Consider the following 19,284-nt stretch of genomic DNA (forward strand, 5'->3'; position numbering starts at 1 on the left):
TGGAATTGCGGGTTGCCGGCTTGCACTGCGACCAAACCACGTAAAACGCCAGTGTCGGAGGCGGTGTATCCCTCTCTTCGCAGGTGCTTCTCTCTCGCCAGAGGGTGGAATAACCTTGGGACGGGCACAGGGTTTGCGATTAGCCGGGGGTGAACGCGGATGACGGCGTTGCCGCATTGATGCAGCGAGTTGTCCGCGCAACTTAACTCTTCTCCCAACAAAGCCGGAATGAAAGATGAGCACAACGCTGACTCCCGAGACAAAAAGCAATCCCCGTGGGCCAGCCAGCAACGGATCTGCGGCAACCCCACCTGGTCTGAGTCCGCGGCTTTCGGCGATCGCTGCCGTTACGGGCTATAACACTAATGCGCCGGTGATGGATTTCTCGGAAACTCCGATGCAGGATCTGTTCTGCGCCAATGTTTTTAGCAAGAAGGTGATGCAAGAGCGGCTGCCCAAACCGGTATACAAGTCGTTGGTCAAGACAATCGAATCGGGTGAAAAGTTAGACCCAACCGTGGCCGATGCGGTTGCCTCGGCGATGAAAGATTGGGCGCTCAGCAAGGGGGCGACTCATTACGCTCACGTCTTTTATCCGCTGACGGGCGCCACGGCAGAGAAGCACGACAGTTTCCTGTCGCCGGATGGCGAAGGGGGCTCGATCGCCGAATTTAGTGGCAGTCAGTTGATTCAAGGCGAACCGGATGGTTCGAGTTTCCCAACCGGCGGAATTCGGCAAACCTTCGAGGCTCGTGGCTACACGATCTGGGACGTGACCAGTCCGGCGTACATTTTGGAGAATCCGAATGGAACGACGCTGTGCATTCCAACCGCGTTTGTTTCGTGGACCGGGGAAGCGTTGGACAAGAAAACGCCTGTACTGCGATCGATGCAGGCGCTGAACAAACAAGCTCAGCGGATCTTGAAATTGTTCGGTCACGAAGATGGTGCCTTCGTCGCCTCGACGGCGGGACCCGAGCAAGAATATTTCTTGATCGACCGACACTTCTATTTTGCTCGCCCCGACTTAGTCAACGCGGGACGCACGTTGTTCGGAGCCAAACCGCCAAAGGGGCAAGAGTTTGACGATCACTACTTTGGTGCGATCCCCGAACGCGTCTTGGCGTTCATGCTCGAGAGCGAACGAGAGCTCTTCAAACTGGGGATTCCTGTCAAGACGCGGCATAACGAAGTCGCGCCAGGCCAGTACGAAATCGCTCCGATGTTTGAATCGGCAAACCTTGCGACCGACCACCAACAATTGCTGATGACGACGCTGAAACGACTTGCCGAAAAACATGGAATGACATGCTTAATGCATGAAAAACCGTTTGCGGGTGTGAACGGTTCGGGTAAACATGTGAATTGGTCCTTGGGTAGCCGCTCTCAGGGCAATCTGATGGATCCAGGCGATACGCCTCACGAAAACGCACAGTTTTTGGTGTTCTGCGCCGCTGTGATCCGTGCGGTTCATAAGTACCAGGGGTTGCTGCGAGCAGTGGTTGCGACCGCCAGCAACGATCACCGGCTTGGCGCCAACGAGGCTCCGCCAGCGATCATGTCGGTGTTCCTGGGGGACCAATTGACCGACGTGTTCGAGCAAATCAAAGCGGGTGGTGCGAACTCGTCAATCGCAAAAGGGACTTTGACGGTAGGGGTGGACGTGTTGCCGCCGCTTCCCAAAGACGCGGGCGATCGCAACCGCACGAGTCCTTTTGCATTCACAGGCAATCGGTTTGAATTCCGAGCGGTGGGATCGAACCAATCGATCGCTGGGCCGTTGGTGGCGATGAACACGATCGTGGCAGAGTCGGTCGACTACTGCGCAACCCAATTGGAAGCGGCAACCGACGGGACACCCGAATCGCTACACAGTGCGATCCAGGTGCTGCTGACGGAGATCATGAACGAGTGTTCTTCGATCGTCTTTAATGGCGACGGGTACTCCGATGCATGGCATGTCGAAGCAGCCAAGCTCGGTCTTCTAAATATGAAGTCAACTCCGGATGCGCTACCGTATCTACAATCACCTGAGGTGGCTGAGTTGTTTCAGAAGTATGGCGTGTTGTCAGGTCGTGAACTGGAAAGTCGACTTGAGACTTATCTCGAGCAGTACTGCATGTCGATCAATGTCGAAGCCAAGTTGACGTACAATATGGCCAAAACGATGATCTTCCCCGCAGCGATTCGCTACCAAAATGAACTGGCCGCGACCTGCACCAACCTGAAGTTGTTGGGCTATGATTTTGACACCGACACGCTCGATGAGATGACATCGCTGGTGAAACAGTTGCAAGACAATGTCACGCTGCTGCAGAAGAAGATGGACGATGCGGTCGGCGGTGGCTTGATCGAACACGCCAAACATTACAGCGAAGTAGTGCTGCCAGCGATGAATGCGGTGCGTGAGGTGGCGGACGAGCTTGAAGGGATCGTCGCGGACGATATTTGGCCGCTGCCGAAGTACCAAGAGATGCTGTTCATCAAGTAGTGAAGCCGTCACGTCAATGTGTCGCATCAAAACGTAGCGAAACTCGCCAAGAGTTTCGGGGATAGTGTGTGGGCCGAAACTCTTGGCGAGTTTCGCTACAGCCTATCCCACATTAACCAAGCCAGAATGCGACGGCGGTGGCGACGTCGTCGTGCTCGAGTGCTTCGTGGGCCAGCAGTTCGTCGGCGACCGCTGCGATCGCAGCCCACCACTGTTCATCTTGTATGCGGCGATACAGACGGGCGATTAACTGTTCGAGAAATCGGACTTGCTGGACGTCGCTTGTAAACACGCCGACGGATCGTTCGCACGCTTGTTGCCAATCGCCTTGCCAAGGCCCGAAATGGGCCGGATGCAGCCGCTCGCCCCGATAGATCATTTCAGCGACCGGACCGGCCAAAATCGTCATCAATTCGCATTGGCGTTGCCAGTCGCAGCCGGCGTCTACTTTTCCCCAATTGACCAAACAATCGCCAAAACGCCGGGGCAAATCGTCGTCAATCATGCTATCAAGCCGAACCTCTTCGATCTGGGCGCCTAGCAGGTAGCCGACGACCACATGGCCTGCTTCGTGGTAGGCGGTCAGTGTTTCGTCGTCGTCATTCAATTTTGGCTTCCTTGTGATAAACTGCGACCGTCCGCCCCCCATTATCTTTGTTAGGGACGCTCCCGCAGCGCAGGAACGATCCTTCGAAGGGCACCATCATTACGCGATTGAGACAACCATGAAAGCGTTATTGCTAACCGAATATAAAGAGATGCAAGTCACCGACGTCGATGCTCCGGAAGTGGGCGCCGATGATGTTTTGGTTCAGGTCGAAGCATGCGGCATCTGCGGCAGCGATATTCATGGCTATGACGGCAGCACCGGACGTCGCATTCCGCCGTTGGTGATGGGGCACGAAGCGGCCGGGATTGTGATCGCCACGGGCGAAAATGTAACGGATTTGCCTGAGGGAACGCGAGTCACGTTCGATTCGATGGTCTCGTGCGGCGAGTGTCATTTTTGCCGACAAGGCGATGGAAACCTCTGTGATAACCGCATGGTGTTGGGCGTTTCCTGTGGCGAATACCGTCGTCATGGTGCGTTTGCGGAACAGATCAGTGTGCCTCGCCGGATCGTTTACACGTTGCCCGATACGTTGCCGTTTGAGCATGCGGCATTGGTCGAGGCGGTTTCGGTGGCCGTGCATGCTGCCAATGTCACCCAAATCACGCTGGGCGATACCGCCGTCGTGGTGGGTGCGGGGATGATCGGCTTGTTGACGATTCAAGCGGTTCGCGCGGCCGGTGCAACGCAGGTGATCGCGGTCGATTTGAACGACAAACGTTTGGCCGTCGCCAAAGAGCTTGGCGCCGACGTCGTTCTGCGTGGCGATCAAGTTGACGTGCCTGCGGAGGTTCGCAAATTGACAGAAGGCCGCGGAGCCGATGTGGCACTGGAAGTCGTAGGTGCGACGCCAACCATCAACACGGCAATTGAATCGGTCCGCAAAGGCGGCAGCGTGACATTGGTTGGAAACGTGTCCCCCAAAATCGAATTGCCTCTGCAATCGGTCGTGACGCGTGAGATTACGCTGCGAGGCACATGTGGATGTAATGGTGAATACCCGCAATGCATCGATCTGATGAATCGCGGAATCATTAAAGTCGAGCCGCTGATTACCGCTAAAATTTCGTTAAATGACGCTCCAAAATGGTTCGAGCGACTTCACGCGGGGGATCCGGACCAGATGAAAGTGGTCGTTCAGCCCCAGAAACATTGAGACTGCGGCTAGTAAAGTAGCCGATAGAGTTGGTAGTGCCTGGACGCTTCGATTTGGCATACAATGAGACCATGATTAGCGAACCCACCATCATTCTGTCAGGCACCGATCCGGACCTCCCCCAGAACGTGCCTCTTGGACTTGCCCGTTACAGCAACCTTCGCGAGATGGCTCGCGGCGGCAGTGCGGTATTGCGGGCAGGTTTCGATTGCGTGACGGGGCGTACCGTTGCCATCAAGTCATTGTTGCCTGAAACACGACACGATCGACGCGAGCAGCGACGTATCCTTCGCGAGGCACGGGTCACAGCCCAGTTGCAGCATCCCAACACCGTGCCCGTTTACGACATCGGTAACGACGAGGTCGAAGGGATGTACTTTGTCATGAAGCGGATCTCGGGAGAGAACTTTTTCGAGATTTTGAAGCGGATTGCGCGAGAAGACGCAGCGACGATCGAGGCCTTTTCCACGCATGCCCGCTTGGAAATTGTCGCCAGCGCGTGCCAGGCACTTGCCTATTCGCACGCACGCGGGGTGATTCACCGAGACTTTAAACCCGAAAACATTTGGGTCGGTAATTTCGGTGAAGTCATCTTGTTGGATTGGGGGGTCGCCAAAGTTTGGGGGCATGCGGATGACAACGAACCGATCAACCGCAGTGTGCTGAAAACGCTAGAGCCCGACGGCGAGCAGTTGCGAACGTTGACGGGCGGTGGCCAGCGTCCAGGAACACCGCTTTATATGTCTCCAGAGCAGGTGGACGGCAATCGCGGGATCGACGAACGCACTGATATCTTTAGTGCCGGAGTGGTGCTGTACGAGATGCTGGCACTGCGCGAACCGTTCCGTGGTGCAGATATCAACGAGACGTTCGAGAACATCAAGCACAAAGATATTCCGCCGCCGAGCGAGCGATCGCCTGAACGCAATATTCCCAAAGCGGCCGACGAAGTGGTGATGCGAGCGATTCAGAAACGACCAAGTCAACGTTTTCAATCGATGCGAGAATTTATCGACGCCGTGCGAGCGATCGTCTGTTAAGAATGTGGGATAGGCTTCCAGACTGTCATCAAGAACACATCTTTTTCAGCGTAGCGAAAGTCACCAAGACTTTCGGCTTTTCGGTTCAGGAAACGAAACTCTTGGCGAGTTTCGCTACCCTATATTTCGCAGCCTTATGCTTCGCGGGCATGTAAAAATGTTCGCCATGGCAGGCTGGAAGACTATCCCACACTTTTCAAACTACTAGGAACGACAACTCGATGTGTGGGATTACCGGGGCGGTTTGGTTGGACGCGAGGGCTGCGGTCGATGAAACGCTGCTGAACAAGATGACCGATTCGATCGCGCATCGCGGGCCCGATGATTCGCAAACATGGATGGACACTCACCACCACGATGCTTACGGCAATGCGGTCGGCGTGGGACTGGGGTTTCGCCGGCTGAGCATCATCGATCTCGAGGGCGCTCGCCAACCGATGGCCAATGAGGACGGCACGTTGAGGATGGTCTTTAATGGCGAGATCTTCAATTTCCAAACGCTTCGCCGTCGGCTCGAAGGGACCGGGCACACCTTTGCCACGCACGGCGATGGCGAGCCAGTATTGCACCTGTACGAGGACGTCGGGACCGATTGTTTTTCGCAGCTCAACGGCATGTTTGCGATCGCAATTTGGGACGCCAAGCGAAATCGATTGGTGTTGGCACGCGACCGGATCGGGCAAAAGCCGCTCTATTATGCATTGAAAGACAACCGGCTGGTTTTTGGCAGCGAGCTGAAGTGTCTCGTTGCCGCCGGAGGCGTTTGTAACGAGATTGATCCTGCGGCGATCGATGAATTTTTGACCTACCAATACATCCCGCCTCCGGGAACGATTTGGAAGCGCGTGCGAAAGCTGCCGCCGGGACATTTCGCGGTGTTTGAAAACGGTCAAGTTCGTGTCGAGCGTTATTGGAACTATGATCCCTCGATCGAAATCCCGATCTCGCACGGCGACGCCTGCGATCGGCTGCGAGAACTGCTGACCGACTCAGTCCGTTTGCGAATGCAGAGCGATGTGCCACTTGGATCGTTTTTGTCAGGCGGCATCGATTCGTCGCTGATCACGGCGATCGCACAATCGCTTTCCGATCAACCGATCAAAACGTTTAGCATCGGATTCCCTGTCGCGGATTTTGACGAAACCGCGTACGCCGCCCAAGTGGCCAAGCATCTCGGGACCGACCATCAGCGTTTTGAGGTGATGCCGCACGGTGTCGATGTGATCGACAAACTTGTCTGGCATTACGACGAACCATTCGGCGATTCGTCGGCGGTTCCGACTTGGTATCTGTCCGAATTGACACGCAAACAGGTTACGGTCGCTTTGTCGGGTGACGGCGGCGACGAGCTATTTGCAGGTTACGAGAGATATCGTGCGTTATGGCTCAGTAGCAAACTGCAAAAGATGTTTCCGCTGCATCAGGTTCCGGGGATTGGCTTGGTCCAGCGGCTGCCAGATTCCGAGAAACGTCGCTCGATCGTGCGGCGAGCCAAGCGGTTTCTCGAGGCGCTTGGGCAACCGACGGCGCGTCGCTATCTGAACTGGCTACAAATCTTTCCCGAATCACTCCGTGCGAGTCTTTACACCGACGAGTTCGTCAAGAATTTGCCGGGTGACGATCCTTTTGATTTTCTCGACGCTGCCTGGGCTCGTTCCAAAGGTCGCGACGTCGTGTCTCGTGCTTCGGCGAGTGACGTGTTGACTTATTTGCCGTGCGATTTGTGCACCAAAGTCGATATTGCTTCGATGGGCAACGCGTTGGAAGTGCGTCAACCGCTGTTGGATTACCGCGTGGTCGAATTTGCTGCGACGCTTCCGGTGCGATATAAATTTCGGGGTGGCCGCGGCAAGCTGATCTTGCAAGACACGTTTGGCTCGATGATTCCTGCTTCGATTTTCACGCGGAAGAAGATGGGATTCGGAATTCCGATTGCGAACTGGTTTCGGGACGAACTTAAACCAATGGTTCACGAAACGTTGCTAGCTGAGGATGCAAAAATCCAGCCGTTTTTGCGTCGTGACCGCGTTGCCGAATTGGTACGATCCCACGAACAAAACGAGCAGAATCACGGTTACCGATTGTGGAATTTACTGATTCTTGAAAAGTGGCTACGGCGCTGGACTTGATCATTGGCAAACAGGCAATCCGCCGCTGTCCACCATTAACGATATCCCGATGGTCTGATGCCACTGCGTTGCAATTGAAAATAGCAACGGTCACTATCATCTCGGATTATTCGCTATAGAATCAGAAGAACCAGAACGGCGGAACTGGTAAGATGCGGATTCAACGAGTGCTTCGATTGAGTATCGAACTGACACTAGAGCTCCCTCTTCAGGAAACCGTTGCTTTTCAAATGGCCTCACAATCTCAAAGCCAAACTCAATCGATCGTCCCGCCCAAATTATCCGGTTATCAAACCGAGGGTTTTTTCGATGAACTAGTCGACGACAAAACGGTCGCCCGACCGGATGCGGAACTGTTGATTCATCTGATCAACAAGCTACCTGCCGAAGAATTATTGCGTCGGCAAAAGGCGATCGAACGTGCTCTCTATCAGATGGGAATCACGTTTACCGTCTACAGCGATGCAGCGGGGACGGAAAAGATCATGCCCTTTGATATCGTGCCGCGGATCGTTTCGACGATGTTGTGGCATCATATTGAAGCGGGGTTAAAACAACGTATTAAAGCCCTGAATCTGTTCCTCGGCGACATCTATAACGAGCAGCAAATCGTCAAAGATGGCATCATTCCTCGCGATCTGATCGATTCGGCACCGACGTTTTTGCCGCAATGTGTTGGATTGAAGCCGCCTCGCAATGTTTGGTGTCATGTCACCGGGACCGACCTTGTCCGTGACAATACCGGTGCGGTTTACGTGCTCGAAGATAATCTGCGTTGTCCCTCGGGCGTTTCCTACGTGTTGCAAAATCGGCACGTAATGAAAAAGAACTTTCCGCAAGTTTTCGGTGCATCTCGAGTCCGCCCGGTGCGTGACTATCCGGCTCGCTTGTATCAGATGTTGCGAGGCATGGCACGCGAGGACATCAATAATCCCACGGTGGCGGTGTTGACGCCCGGAGTTTTCAACAGCGCCTATTACGAACATTCTTACTTGGCCCAGCAAATGGGTGTCGAGCTTGTCGAAGGCCGCGACTTGGTGGTAGAAAAAGACATCGTTTACATGCGGACCACCGACGGACTGCAACGCGTCGATGTGCTGTACCGACGCGTTGACGACATCTTTCTTGATCCCGATGTGTTCCGTCCGGATTCGATGCTCGGCGTGAAGGGGTTGATGAGTGCGTATCGCGCTGGCAACGTTGCGCTCGCCAACGCACCGGGAACCGGGATCGCGGACGACAAGGTGATCTACGCGTATGTTCCCGACATGATTCGCTACTACTTGAATGAGGAAGCGATTCTTGCCAATGTGCCGACGTATGTCTGCTCGCGAGCCGACGACCGCAAATACGTGCTTGCTCATCTAGATGAACTGGTCGTCAAAGCAGCCAATGAATCGGGCGGCTACGGCATTTTGATTGGGCCGCATGCGAGCAAGAAAGAGCGGGCAGAATTTGCTGAGAAAATCCGCGAAAACCCACGTAATTTCGTTGCCCAGCCGACCTTGCAACTGTCTCGAATGCCCACGCTAGTCGATGGCGGCATGGAAGGGAGACATGTCGATTTGCGTCCTTACATTCTCTGCAACAGCGAAGATGACGTGTGGGTGATGCCCGGCGGATTGACACGCGTGGCGTTACGCAAAGGGTCGCTGGTTGTAAATTCGTCGCAAGGCGGCGGCAGCAAAGACACGTGGGTGGTTGCGGATCCAGGACAATCGGTTGCCATTGACGAACTCACTTAGCGGCGACCTTGCTTTTTGATCGCTACGTCGTCTCGCAATTAGAAGACGAAGCGTGAGAATCCGACGAATCACTTGGCACGCCTGCCCCTCGTAATTCATTCAACTTCCTTTTTCTTCAGACACATAATTCCCATGCTTTCTCGTGTTGCTGAATCAATCTATTGGATGAGCCGCCAAGTAGAACGAGCGGAGAATCTTGCCCGGTTTCTGGAGATCACGCTTGGAATCGTGCTGGACCAACCCGAGAATTTGGTCGATCCGTGGGAACCGCTCGTACAAGTCACCGGCGATAACGAATGGTTTGCGGAGAAATATGGCGAGGCCAACGCGCAGAACGTCGTCCAGTTTTTAGCGTTTGATCCCGAATACCATAGCTCGATGTTGACGTCGCTGCGATGTGCTCGCGAAAACGCCAAAAGTGTTCGCGAAGGATTGTCGTCCGAGGCGTTTCTGCAAATCAACGAGTTCTACCATTTTGTGAATGATTCGGTTGCTGAGACAATCACCGATCCTACAGCCGAGTTCTTTGATGTGGTGCGGCAACATGCTTTGTTTTGGTCTGGAGTGCTCGACAGCACGATGGCTCACGATACCGGATGGCATTTTGCCAACCTCGGCCGACTGATGGAACGGGCCGACAAGACGTCACGGATCTTGGACGTTAAATACTTTAATTTGTTGCCTCGTGTCGATGATGTGGGTACCGCGGTGGATGATTTGCAGTGGTCAGCGCTGCTGTTGGCGATCAGTGGATTTGAAACGTATCGTCGCGAACATCACTTGATGGATATCGAGAAAGTGGTCAACTTTTTCTTGTTCCACGGTACGTTCCCGAGATCGATCCTGTCGTGCGTCGCAGGTGCCGATGCATCACTGGATGCGATCCAAGAAGTTTCGAAATCTGCGTCGGCGGGCACGGCAAAGAAGCAGATGGCGGCACTGCGGCATCGGATGTCCTCGACCAATGTGAAAGAGGTGTTGGCCGGTGGGATGCATCAATTCATCGACAACTTGCAGCAAGAGTTGAACCAAATCGGTGGCTCGCTTAACCATGACTATTTCAATATATCGACGACTCCATGACCATTCGTGTCGCACTGCATCACCAAACGCGTTACCTCTATTCACGCGCGATCCATTTGGGGCCTCAACTGGTTCGTCTTCGCCCGGCGTATCATGGGCGAACCAAAATTGATGCGTACAATTTGAAGGTTGAACCGGAAGATCACTTCGTCAATTGGCAACAAGATCCGTTTGCCAATCCGATTGCCCGCTTTGTCTTTCAAAAACCGACCAAAGAACTTTGTGTCACGGTCGACTTGACCGCCGACATGACGGTCATCAATCCGTTTGACTTCTTTGTCGAATCGTATGCGGAAAATTGGCCGTTTAATTACGACGACGACGTCAAACAGCAACTGGCTCCTTATCTAACGCAATCGGCTACGACCGCAAAATTCGGCAAATGGGTTGCTTCGCTGCCCAAGACCTCTACGTCGATCAATGATTTTCTAGTGGAGATCAACCGCTTGACTCAACAGCGAGTCAAGTACTTGGTGCGAATGGAACCGGGCGTGCAAACGCCTGAAGAAACGCTGACATTGGGCAGCGGTTCGTGCCGTGACTCGGCCTGGTTGCTGGTTGAAACGTTTCGCCAAATCGGATTGGCCGCGCGGTTCGTGTCGGGGTACCTGATCCAGTTAACTGCGGACGAAAAACCGTTGGAAGGCCCTTCGGGACCGACCGCCGATTTTTGTGACCTGCATGCTTGGACCGAAGTCTTCTTGCCCGGCGCAGGCTGGGTCGGACTTGACCCCACCAGCGGTCTATTCGCTGGCGAAGGGCACATTCCGCTTGCCTGTACACCGTCGTACACCGGTGCTGCGCCGATCACGGGTGGCCATGGAGCGTGTGACGTCGAATTTGAGCACACGATGACCGTGTCGCGGATCTACGAAGACCCTCGTGTCACCAAGCCTTACTCGGATAAACAGTGGTCCGAGATTTTGCTAAGCGGTCAAAAGATTGACGAGCGTTTGCAGAAGAACGACGTGCGATTGACGATGGGCGGCGAGCCGACGTTCGTTTCCATTGACAATATGGAAGACCCGCAGTGGAACACCGACGCGGTAGGCGAAGAGAAGCGGGTGCTCAGCAACGTGTTGCTGCTGCGACTGCGTGACAAGTTTGCTCCGGGCGGATTGTTGCACTACGGCCAGGGCAAATGGTACCCCGGCGAATCGCTGCCACGTTGGGCATTAACGTGTATGTGGCGTCGTGATGGGCAACCCGTCTGGAATGATCCGAAATACATTGCCGACGAAGGCAAAGATTATGGATTGACGGCCGACGACGCCAGTCGATTTGTGCAAAGCTTGGCGTCCGAGCTGGGCATCAGCGCCAAGATGTCGTTCCCGGTTTACGAAGATGCCTTTCACTACCTGTGGCGAGAGAATCGCTTGCCGGTGGATGTCGACGCGACTGACTCGAAGCTTGACGATCCAAACGAACGCGCGATGATGATGCGTACGTTCACGCAAGGGCTCAGTAAGCCGGTGGGCTGTGTTTTGCCGCTGCGTCGAGCTTGGTGGCAAGCCAAACCGGGATGGATCAGTGGTCGATGGCCGGTCCGTGCTGAAAAACTGTATTTGATTCCTGGCGATTCCCCGATCGGGCTTCGCTTGCCGCTCGAATCGCTGCCCAGTGGCACAAGTTCCAGCGCGGTGTTTCATACGACGCCTGCGGATCCGTTCGCGGCACACCCACCGCTGCCGCCGTTAGGAAAAGGGAACGAATCGGTCATTCTTGGTGGCGAAGAATTGGCGACACTTCCGGTCAACGAGCAGACGCTCGACGAAGAGGATCCCGAGGATCTGCCGACCAGCGACGATGTGATTAGCACGGCACTTTGTGTGGAGTGTCGCTTTGGCCGACTGCATGTTTTCATGCCTCCGACACAGCGACTCGAAGATTACCTCGACCTGGTTTCGGCGATCGAACAGACCTGTGTGAAGTTGGATATGCCGGTGATCTTGGAAGGCTATCTGCCACCACCTGACGACCGCATCGAGTATTTCAAAGTCACGCCAGATCCGGGAGTGATCGAGATCAACACTCAGCCGTCCGATTCGTGGGACTCGTTGGTGCACCTAACCGAGACGCTGTACGAGGAAGCGAAACAGAGTCGACTTGGCGCCGAAAAATTTGACCTCGATGGACGTCACACGGGTACCGGCGGTGGAAGTCACATCGTGCTTGGCGGATCAACGCCGTCGGAAAGTCCGTTTATCCGGCGGCCCGATTTGTTGGCCAGCATGATTCGGTTCTGGAACAATCATCCTGCACTCTCGTATTTGTTTAGCAGTCGTTTTATCGGCCCGACCAGCCAAGCGCCGCGGATGGACGAAGCACGCGTCGATGCGGTCTACGAGATGGAGATCGCGCTCAGTCAACTCAACACACTTGGCGAGAATCAACCGCCATGGTTGGTCGATCGTTTGTTCCGCGACCTGTTGGTCGACTTGACCGGCAACACTCATCGCACCGAGATTTGTATCGACAAACTCTACTCGCCGGACTCATCGACGGGACGACTTGGACTTGTTGAGCTGCGTGGATTCGAGATGCCGCCGAACCCGCGGATGAATCTCGCTCAACAGTTATTGATACGTGCCGCGGTCGCAGTGTTCTGGGAAAAACCGTATCAAGAACCGATGTCACGATGGCAAACCACGCTGTACGATCGCTTTATGTTGCCTCATTTCGTCTGGCAAGATCTTTGTGATTTGATCGACGATCTGAATCGTCGCGGAGCCACGTTGCGTTCGGAATGGTTCGCGCCGCAACACGAATTCCGTTTCCCAAAGATTGGTGAAGTCACCCATCAAGGAGTCCAACTGCGACTGCGAAGTGGAATCGAGCCTTGGTATGTAATGGGCGAAGAACCGGGATCGGGGGGGACGGCTCGGTATGTCGATTCGTCGCTCGAGCGATTAGAGATTCTTGTCGACGGAATGGACTCGGCTCGCTATGCGGTGCTTTGCAACCAAGTCCGTGTACCGATGCATCCGACCGGAGTCCAGAATCAATATGTTGCAGGCGTTAAATACCGTGCTTGGCAACCGCCACGGTGTTTGCATCCAACGATTGGCATTCATACGCCTCTGCAATTCGATATCGTCGATCTTCGCAATCGTCAATCGATTGGCGGATGTCGCTACCACGCGGTGCACCCGGCAGGACGCAGCCACGAACGGTTCCCGATCAACGCGAGCGAAGCCGAATCACGGCGTGTCGCTCAATTTGAACGTTCGACGATGAGCAGTGAAAAGTTTGACATCGCGGATCTTCCTCCGTTGGCGAACCGATGCGAATACCCAATCACGCTCGATTTGCGACGGCACGTCCGGGCTTAGATCAACCCATAAATATTGCCTAGCCCCCAAAGTCAGCGGGGCTGAGTTGAAAAGGGGACAGTCGAACTTGCCGAGGCTAATTCACCGTCACTGGATGCCAAATCCCCCAGGCCTCGGATGGGGAAGCCGAAAAATGCGAGATTTTTACAAGTCTGGGTTGCAAATCAACCGAATGACGACAGTCATCACTTGATATAGACTGGCAACTTATCGGCGGCCTGCTTTTTTCCAGAAAGGCCATCGCCGCTGTTTGTTTCTTGCTCCCACCTGCGAGTCTGATGGTTTTGACATCGCCCGTTGCCTCGACACCCTCGCTCGGCGAATACGCCGCCACACCAGAACGTTTTGACGAATGCAAAACGCCAGGGGGGAAGATCCGTCCCCATTGGCAGCCCGTTGCCGACTATCTGCAATCGCTTGGCAACCAGGGGATGAATGAGCGTGTCGCGACGATCGACGAACTGGTTCACGAAAACGGAACCACGTTCAATGTCGACAGCGACGAAGGTCGGCTCGTGCGTCCATGGCGATTGTCCTCGATCCCTCTGGTGATCGATTCCGCTTCCTGGACCAAACTCGAAGCCGGGCTCGCCCAGCGAACGCTGCTGTTGGAAGCGGTTTTGGAAGATCTGCTTGGCGAGCAACGACTGGTCAAGGAAAAAATCGTTCCGCCGGATGTGCTGTGGGCGAATCCGTATTTTCAACGCGCGTACCACAAGATGCCAAGCTCTGGTGGCAAGCGACTGCACATCACCGCTACCGACATTGCGCGAGCCACCGATGGTACGTGGTGGGTGACGAGCGATCGCACTCGTGCGCCGAGTGGATTGGGCTATTTGCTGGAAAATCGCATCGTCACCACGCGTGTGTTTCCGCAAGTGGTTCGCCAGTGCAACACGCGGCGACTCGCTTCCTTTTTTGATTCGCTGCGGAATCATCTTCGCTCGCTCGCTCCGCGAATGCGTGACAACCCGCGGGTGGCATTGTTGACACCGGGCCATGACAGTTACCGCGAGTTTGAAGACGCCTACTTGGCTCGCTATCTCGGTTTAACCTTGGTCGAAGGCACCGACCTCGCCGCTCGCGGAGGTCAATTGAACCTTAAAACATTAGGTGGATTGTTACCTATTGAAGTACTGTGGCGTCATGTATCCGATCGCAAGTGCGACCCTTTGGAACTGGATCCCGGTTCGATCGAAGGGGTCACCGGACTAATGCGGTCGATTCGTGAGCAAAATGTTGCGGTCGTCAATTCGATCGGCAGTGTGATGGCGCAAACGCCGGCACTACTGCCGTTTCTGCCCGCGGCCAGTCAATTGCTGATGGGCGAGCCGTTGAGATTGCCGAATGTGGCCACGTATTGGTGTGGTGGCAAAAAAGAGTGTGATTATGTACTCAGCAATCTTGATTCGTTAGTCATCCGCCCCGCGTTTGTCGTTTCGGGTGTACCGCCGGTTGCCCCTTCGACGTTATCAAGCTCGGCACGTGACGAGTTGGTGGCGGCGATCAAGGCCAAGCCACGCGAGTTTGTGGCTCAGCAAAAATTAGCTCACAGCACGACGCCGGTTTGGACGAACGATCAGCTTGAGCCGTGGTTCTTGGCACTGCGTTGTTTCCAATTGCAAACGGCCAACGGAGTCGAAGTCTTGCCAGGGGCACTTGCGCGAGTCAGCCCTCGCGAACAGGAGCTCGATCGATCGCACGCCAGCGGTCATTTGACGATGGATTGTTGGATTTCGAGCACGCAGCCCATCGACACCGAGACGACATTACTGCCACCGGCGAATGCTAAGATTCAGCTAAAACGAAGCGGCGACGAGTTGCCCAGTCGTGTTGCAGAGCACTTGTTTTGGCTTGGCCGTTATGCCGAACGGGCGGAGGCGATCGCGAGATTGCTACGGGCGACGCTTGTTCGCGTTGCAGGCGAAAACGAGCTCCGTGATATGCCGGAAATCCCACGATTGCTTGCCGCGCTTGCCGCGATCGGCCAAATCGAACCCGGCTACGCGGTTACGGGGCTCGATGGAAATTTGCCTCGTGTCGAAGACATGCTGCCCAGTTCAATCACGGATCGGAACCAACCTCGCGGATTGCAGGCCACGATTCGCTCGATCGTGATGAATGCCCGGTCCGTGCGTGACCGGCTTTCCATCGACGCCTATCGGATCATCCAGCGAATTGGCAGCGATACCAAAGAAAACCCGTCGCACCCGGGCGACAACATGGGCCGGGTGATCGAGCGTTTAAATCAATTGATTAGCGATCTACTCGCCTTCGCTGGTGTCGCGAGCGAAAGCACCACGCGGACACATGCGTGGCGTTTTTTGCAGCTAGGGCGACGCATCGAACGTGCAGACCAAACTGCGGAACTGCTTGACGCCACGTTGGTCAATCCGGTCAGCAACGAGACGTCGGTGTGCGAAGGTGTACTGGATGCACTGGATAGCATGATGACCTATCGTTCACGCTATTTGAATTTGGTTCGTCCTGCACCGACGATCGATTTGTTGGTCACGGACGAAACCAATCCTCGCTCGTTAAGTTTTCAGCTGCATGAGATTACGGCCCTGATTCACCAGTTGCCAACCGGCGCAAAAATCGTCGGTCTTGGGACGGATGAAAAGATTGCCAGCCAGATGTTGCACGCATTGCGAATGGCCGATCCTGCTCAATTGAGCGAACTGAATAGCAACAATAAGAGACCGCATTTGGAACGTTTGCTCGAGCAATTGATTCGTGGATTGCCGAGTTTGTCCGACGCCATCGCTGCACGTTATCTAATCCACACCGGAACGACGCAAATCTTAACCGGAGTCAGTGTGCCTGAAATTGATTGAAGCCACCTGTTGCAAAAGATAATTAGGTGTCAGTGTAACAAGTGACCCCGTGCCGCCCCGGACTCAATGGTCTTAAACCGTGTCTGACTCATCTATTCGTTATCGCATTACGCATCGAACCCACTATCGCTACAGCGACTCGGTTGCAGTTTGCCAAAATCAATTGCGGATGCAGCCAAGCACACGACCGGGAATGAAATGTCACCGATCGGAAATCTCGATTTCACCCGAACCCGAGACGGTTACGGAGCACACGGACTATTTTGGCAACTGCGTTTACTCGTTTGCCATCGAAACGCTGCACAAAGAGTTAACAGCCGTTGCCACCAGCGAGGTTACAGTTGATCCGCCAGCACTCTCGAGCGTTCCAGACGCGATTCCTTGGGACACAATCATCGGCCAGTCAGGACAGATTAGGCAGAGCCGCTCGGGCCGCTACGTCGACGAATTCTGCTTCGATTCACCGCGTATTCAGAAAGACAGCAAGTATGCGGATTACGCTCGCACCTCGTTCACCGAGGGACGTGGGATTGTCGAGGCGACATTGGATTTAACCAAGCGAATCCATGCCGATTTCCGTTACGACACCTGCGCCACCGAAGTCAACACGCCGACGGCCGACGCGTTTGCTTTGCGTGCGGGCGTTTGCCAAGACTTTGCCCATATTCAAATCGCTTGCTTGCGTTCGCTTGGATTGCCGGCACGTTACGTCAGCGGTTACTTGCGAACGATTCCGCCGCTCGGCGAGGCTCGTAAGATCGGTGCGGATGAATCGCACGCCTGGCTCAGCGTCTACTGTGGCCCCGAATTAGACTGGATCGACTTTGACCCCACTAACGCTTGCGAATGCACAACGGATCATATCCCGATTTGCATCGGCCGCGACTATGGTGACGTCAGCCCGATGCGTGGCGTGATCTTAGGCGGCGGCCAAACCTCGCTAAAGGTCAGCGTCGATGTCGAACCGATCCAAGCGGTCGACTAGAGTTTCGGCCCCTATCGGAAATCGTGGTCATGGTTGGTCGAGGGCGACGAACCAGAGATTTCGGTGGCAAGCTGCTTAACTTTGGGGCGACGCTTGCGGCGAGTTTTGTCGGGAATCATGGCCCGCATCGCTTCGAGTTTTCCAAAGCACAGCAAGCGGTCGCCCGGCTCGAGCGTTCGCTTTAGCCGAGGATTCGGGATCACACTGGCGCCGCGGTAGAGCGTCAACACGTTGATGTCCTGCTCGGGAAGTCCCGATTGGTCGATCGTTTTACCGCAGAATTCCGAGCCTTCGGGGACATGAATTTCAGTCACTCCGTAGCCTCGGCTGACGGTCAAGCGTTGGCGAACGTCGATTTCGGCAAAGTCAACTTGCGCCGAAACGTAGTCGATAATGGCGCCTGCGATATCAAGCTGGGTGCACGATTCGATGCCTTCCAAACCAGGCGACGAATTGACCTCCATCACTTGGGGCCCGTCGCTGCCTTCGAGCATATCGACACCGGCAACGCGAAGGCCCATCATTTGGGCACAGCGGACTGCGGTTTCGCAATACGTATCGTCGAGCTCGACAAGTTCAGTACGGCCGCCGCGATGCACATTGCTACGAAACTCTTGTCCCTGAGCCACACGCCGCATTGCAGCAACGACACGGTCGCCGACGACAAACGCGCGAATATCACGGCCGCGACTTTCCTTAACAAACTTTTGTACAAGCACGTTTTGCCGTGTGCTTTGCAGCGTTTCGATGATCGCTTCGGCCGTCTTGACCGACTCGGCTAGAATGACGCCGACGCCTTGCGTGCCTTCGAGCAACTTGATGATAATCGGCACGCCTCCGACTCGCTCGATCGCTGGCAACACGTCTCGTTTTTCGCGAACGAATGCCGTTTCAGGGATTCCGATATGATGGCGACTTAGGATTTGCAAGCAACGAAGTTTGTCGCGTGCGTTGGTGATCCCAGCGGAGCTATTGGTTGTGAAAACATCCATTTGCTCAAATTGGCGAACCACGGCGGTGCCATAAAACGAGATCGACGAACCGATCCGTGGAATGACCGCGTCGTAGTCACTGAGCAGCTTGGAGCGGAAATACAGATCGGGTTCGCCCTGCTTTAGGTCGATCGAAAAGCGAAGCGTATTGAGCACCTTGGCTTCGTGGCCGCGCGACAGTGCCGCCTCTTTTAGTCGTCGCGTGCTGTAGCAGTTCGGGCTGCACGAAAGGATCGCCAACTTCATGGAATGGTCTCAAGACAAAAAATTTTAGAGGGCTAGGTTATTTGGCGTTCCAGGATCGCTGGTGACGATTCACCAGTGTTTTCTTTTCTTCTTTTTGGGGCGTCCGCCAAAGTAAGATTGGCCAGGATCCACAAGCATACGTCCGCGAATGGCTTCGCGTCCCATCAACATGCGGAACCCCATTTTGTTGCGGTTGGCAAGCGTCAGCTCGACTTGCCACGTGGTATCGAGCCAGTGGACTTCGGTCAAAATAAAGATACGTTTAGCGGCTTGCCCACTTGAGCTACGGACGCTGCGAATATCGTGAACGGGAGCTTCGCAAACGATCGTTTTGGCGTCTGAACGTTGGTGCGGTTGAACATCAAATCGAACCATATCGACGCCACCCGCATCAAATGTTTCGATATTCAAAGCATGCAAACTTGACGATCTTGCACCGGTGTCGATTTTCGCCTTGATGTGGCGTATCCCTAAACTCGGCAAGGAAACCCATTCACGCCACCCGATAATCCACTGGTCTTTAGAGGCGTTGGGGTCGGGCGGAGCATCTTGGTTGTCGAAAACGTCGTCTGATTCTGTCGGAAATGTCAAAACTATCGATCCCGATTCGCCATGGCGGACGTGGTTTTAGCGGTCTT

The 19,284-nt window shown here is 54.7% G+C and carries 12 protein-coding genes; 9 read left to right on the forward strand and 3 right to left on the reverse strand.

Features of this window, described 5'->3' with window-relative positions:
- Positions 1–376 precede the first annotated feature (376 nt).
- Positions 377–2,491 (forward strand): glutamine synthetase III family protein, encoded by a 2,115-nt coding sequence (locus SH528x_RS35545; RefSeq protein ID WP_442512237.1) that lies wholly within the window; start codon positions 377–379, stop codon positions 2,489–2,491.
- A gap of 112 nt (positions 2,492–2,603) precedes the next feature.
- On the opposite strand, the gene SH528x_RS35550 is transcribed toward SH528x_RS35545, so the two are convergent.
- Positions 2,604–3,098 carry a cell division protein FtsH gene (locus SH528x_RS35550; protein ID WP_442508150.1) on the reverse strand — a complete coding sequence of 165 codons (495 nt, stop codon included), beginning with the start codon at positions 3,096–3,098 and terminating at the stop codon, positions 2,604–2,606.
- A gap of 118 nt (positions 3,099–3,216) precedes the next feature.
- On the opposite strand from SH528x_RS35550, the gene SH528x_RS35555 reads away from it, so the two are divergent.
- From SH528x_RS35555 to SH528x_RS35590, 8 genes are all read left to right on the forward strand, one after another.
- Positions 3,217–4,257 carry a galactitol-1-phosphate 5-dehydrogenase gene (locus SH528x_RS35555; RefSeq protein WP_442508151.1) on the forward strand — a complete coding sequence of 347 codons (1,041 nt, stop codon included), beginning with the start codon at positions 3,217–3,219 and terminating at the stop codon, positions 4,255–4,257.
- 71 nt (positions 4,258–4,328) lie between these two features.
- Complete coding sequence (locus SH528x_RS35560; protein WP_442508152.1) at positions 4,329–5,297, forward strand: serine/threonine-protein kinase; 969 nt, start codon at positions 4,329–4,331, stop codon at positions 5,295–5,297.
- Positions 5,298–5,518: 221 nt separating this feature from the next.
- Positions 5,519–7,426: an asparagine synthase (glutamine-hydrolyzing) gene (asnB, locus tag SH528x_RS35565; RefSeq protein ID WP_442508153.1), complete on the forward strand. Its 1,908-nt coding sequence runs from the start codon at positions 5,519–5,521 to the stop codon at positions 7,424–7,426.
- Positions 7,427–7,656: 230 nt separating this feature from the next.
- Complete coding sequence (locus SH528x_RS35570) at positions 7,657–9,171, forward strand: circularly permuted type 2 ATP-grasp protein (RefSeq protein ID WP_442508154.1); 1,515 nt, start codon at positions 7,657–7,659, stop codon at positions 9,169–9,171.
- Positions 9,172–9,303: 132 nt separating this feature from the next.
- A complete protein-coding gene (locus SH528x_RS35575; protein ID WP_442508155.1) occupies positions 9,304–10,254 on the forward strand; it encodes an alpha-E domain-containing protein in 951 nt (316 codons plus the stop codon).
- The gene (locus SH528x_RS35580; RefSeq protein WP_442508156.1) at positions 10,251–13,586 is read left to right on the forward strand and encodes a transglutaminase family protein; all 3,336 of its coding nucleotides are present in this window, start codon (positions 10,251–10,253) and stop codon (positions 13,584–13,586) included. The genes SH528x_RS35575 and SH528x_RS35580 overlap by 4 nt, the downstream gene beginning before the upstream one ends.
- A gap of 278 nt (positions 13,587–13,864) precedes the next feature.
- Entirely contained in the window at positions 13,865–16,423 is a 2,559-nt protein-coding gene (locus SH528x_RS35585) for a circularly permuted type 2 ATP-grasp protein (RefSeq protein ID WP_442508157.1), read from the forward strand.
- 79 nt (positions 16,424–16,502) lie between these two features.
- Entirely contained in the window at positions 16,503–17,408 is a 906-nt protein-coding gene (locus tag SH528x_RS35590; RefSeq protein ID WP_442508158.1) for a transglutaminase family protein, read from the forward strand.
- A gap of 11 nt (positions 17,409–17,419) precedes the next feature.
- Here the strand turns inward: SH528x_RS35590 and SH528x_RS35595 are convergent, their stop codons facing one another.
- Both SH528x_RS35595 and SH528x_RS35600 read right to left on the reverse strand, forming a co-directional pair.
- On the reverse strand, positions 17,420–18,646 hold the full coding sequence (locus SH528x_RS35595) for a RimK family alpha-L-glutamate ligase (protein WP_442508159.1): 1,227 nt from the start codon (positions 18,644–18,646) through the stop codon (positions 17,420–17,422).
- Positions 18,647–18,715: 69 nt separating this feature from the next.
- Positions 18,716–19,237, reverse strand: coding sequence for an ATP-dependent zinc protease family protein (locus SH528x_RS35600; RefSeq protein ID WP_442508160.1), 522 nt, complete (start codon positions 19,235–19,237; stop codon positions 18,716–18,718).
- Positions 19,238–19,284 lie beyond the last annotated feature (47 nt).

The sequence above is a fragment of the Novipirellula methanifontis genome (assembly GCF_052161655.1).
GTDB lineage: Bacteria > Planctomycetota > Planctomycetia > Pirellulales > Pirellulaceae > Novipirellula.